This window comes from Paraburkholderia aspalathi (assembly GCF_900116445.1).
Taxonomy (GTDB): Bacteria; Pseudomonadota; Gammaproteobacteria; order Burkholderiales; family Burkholderiaceae; genus Paraburkholderia; species Paraburkholderia aspalathi.
Genome location: NZ_FPBH01000084.1, coordinates 1 through 2,773, shown reverse-complemented (window position 1 = coordinate 2,773; position 2,773 = coordinate 1). Strand labels below are relative to the sequence as shown.

The 2,773-nt window shown below is 59.9% G+C and carries 3 protein-coding genes; all 3 read left to right on the top strand.

Annotated elements, in window-relative coordinates:
- Positions 1–1,047: CaiB/BaiF CoA transferase family protein (locus BM438_RS44420; RefSeq protein WP_093647909.1), on the top strand; the 1,047-nt coding region annotated here is incomplete at its 5' end.
- Positions 1,048–1,071: 24 nt separating this feature from the next.
- The gene (locus tag BM438_RS44415; RefSeq protein ID WP_093647906.1) at positions 1,072–2,448 is read left to right on the top strand and encodes an MmgE/PrpD family protein; all 1,377 of its coding nucleotides are present in this window, start codon (positions 1,072–1,074) and stop codon (positions 2,446–2,448) included.
- Positions 2,441–2,773 (top strand): aldolase/citrate lyase family protein (locus tag BM438_RS44410; RefSeq protein WP_244179622.1); only part of this gene is annotated, 333 nt, incomplete at its 3' end. The genes BM438_RS44415 and BM438_RS44410, both read left to right, overlap by 8 nt.

The window sequence follows — 2,773 nt, the reverse complement described above, 5'->3', positions numbered from 1 at the left end:
CGTGCCTACGATGAGCGCGTGCACGGCATGGCCTCGCACTTTGTATGGTGCAACCGCTCGAAGGAGAGCCTCACGCTCGACGTCAAGGCCCCGCAAGCGCAGCATATTTTCGAGCGCCTGCTAGAGGACACCGACGTGCTCGTGCAGAACCTGGCACCAGGCGCCGCAGCGCGACTGGGTCTGTCGTATGAAGCTTTGCACGACAGGTATCCCCGCCTGATTGTCTGCAACATCTCCGGTTACGGATCCGATGGTCCCTATCGCGACAAGAAGGCATACGACCTGATGATTCAGAGTGAGTCCGGGTTCCTGTCAATTACCGGCGGTCCGGACTCACCAGCCAAGGCCGGCTGCTCCATTGCTGACATCGCTGCAGGGATGTACGCCTATACGAACATCCTCGCCGCGCTTCTGCAACGATCGAAGACCGGCTTGGGACGGGAAATCGACGTCTCGATGCTCGAGAGCATGGTGGAGTGGATGTCATATCCCCTTTACTACGCGTTCGACGGTGCATCCCCGCCACCTCGCGCCGGCGCCGCTCACGCGACCATCTACCCCTATGGCCCCTTCCCCGCCGGCGATGCAAAGACGGTCATGCTGGGTTTGCAGAACGAGCGTGAATGGGGTGTCTTCTGCTCACAGGTTCTGCTGAAGCCCGAGCTCGCCGTCGATCCTCGTTTCAGTTCCAACTCGAAGCGGGCTGCAGCACGCGAGGAACTGCGCGAAATCATCGTCGCCGCATTCAGCAAACTGACTTCGGAAGAAGTCATCAGTCGGCTGGATAGCGCGCAGATCGCCAACGCACGAATGAATGATATGCCGGACGTGTGGTCGCATCCGCAGCTTAAGGAACGCAATCGCTGGGTGAGCATCGACTCCCCTGCAGGCGTCATTCCCGCCTTGCTGCCGCCAGGCGTCAGTACAGCATCCGATGTTCGACTGGACGCCGTGCCCGCGTTAGGCCAGCACACCGAAGCCCTTTTGAACGAATTGGGGTTTTCGACCGACGCCATCCGCGAGCTTCGTGAAGCGGCCGTAATCTAACTCCCCAGTTAAGGTAAGCCTGTTATGAGTAACACCCAGATTCTTGCTTCGTTTGCGGCCAGTCTCAAGTTTGAACAGATCCCCAAAGACGTGGTGACACGCACGGAAGACCTCTTCCTTGACTGGTTCGGATCAGCGCTGGCTGGCCGCGAAGCGCGCCCCGTCGAGACGATCCAGAAGTACGCATTCGAATTCGGACCACAGTCTGGCCCCTGCGAAGTACTGATCTCCCGCCGAACCACCAGCGCGCTCTTCGCGGCAATGATCAACGCCGCCGCATCGCATTTCGCCGAACAGGATGATCTTCACAATAGTTCGGTCCTGCATCCGGCAACCGTCGTCTTCCCCGCAGCGTGGGCCGCCGCGCAGGCGCTTGGCAGAAGTGGCAAAGAGTTTATCGCTGCATCTGTTGCAGGCTATGAAGTGGGCATCCGTGTCGGCGAATTCCTCGGCCGGTCGCACTACAAGATTTTTCATACTACCGGCACGGTCGGGACGATCGCGGCTGCAGTGGCAGTCGGTAATCTTTTGCGATTGAGCGATGAACAGATGTTGAATGCGTTTGGCTCAGCCGGCACCCAGGCAGCCGGACTCTGGGAATTCCTGAAAGACGCCGCGGACTCCAAGCAACTGCATACGGCCAAGGCTGCGGCGAACGGTCTTCTCGCTGCCTACCTGGCAGCCGACGGCTTCACCGGTGCGAAAGACATCTTCGAGGGCGCGAAAGGCATGGGAGCCGGCATGTCCACGCAAACGCATCCGGACAAACTCGCCGAAGCGCTCGGCGAGCGCTGGGCGCTGATCGAAACGTCCTTCAAGTATCACGCTTCGTGCCGGCACACCCATCCGGCGGCCGATGCTCTGCTGCAGGTTATCCAGCGCGAGAAGCTCGTGCCTGACGACATCGAGACGGTGGTCACTCATGTTCACCAGGCCGCGATCGATGTCCTCGGACCGGTAACCGATCCAAAGACTGTTCATCAGGCGAAGTTCTCTATGGGCACCGTACTCGCTCTGGTCGCGGAATTCGGCCACGCGGGTGTGCGTGAGTTCGACGGCCATTACAAGGAAAGCAGGATCGCGCACTTCTGCAAGAAGGTCTCGATGGTGCTCGACCATGAAGTCGATACGGCTTATCCGTCACGCTGGATCGGGAAGGTCGTCGTTCAGACGAAGGACGGCCGCACCTTCGAGGGCCGCGTGGATGATCCCAAGGGCGATCCGGGCAACACGCTCACGCGCGCCGAACTCGAGCACAAAACGATCACACTGGGTTTGTATGGCAATGCGGCCACCGAAGACGAACTCAAACGCTCCATAGCATCGGTATGGGTGATTACCAATGTAAACGTCGTACCCAGACTGCTCCCTGAATCGAAACTGGAGGCCCAACATGGCTGACCTTGCACCCCGCTCCTATCTCTTCGTTCCCGGCAACCGGCCGGACAGGTTTGCCAAGGCGGCTGCGTCGGGCGTCGATGTGATCGTTATCGATCTGGAAGATGCAGTGCCCGCCACCGAGAAGAAGATCGCGCGGGCAGCCCTCGCCGAGTGGCTGGCAACAAACAGCACGCCGGTGGCGGTCCGTGTAAATGATGTGAACAGCGAATGGTTTCGCGACGACATCGCCCTATGCCGTGCGCCATCCGTCGCCGCCGTCATGCTGCCCAAGACGGAACGCATCGACGATATCTTCCTCTGCGAGTTCGCCGGCAAGCCGACCGAC

Excerpts from the sequence above, each read along its gene's own strand:
- BM438_RS44415 (WP_093647906.1), top strand. The coding sequence starts at position 1,072 with ATGAGTAACACCCAGATTCTTGCTTCGTTTGCGGCCAGTCTCAAGTTT.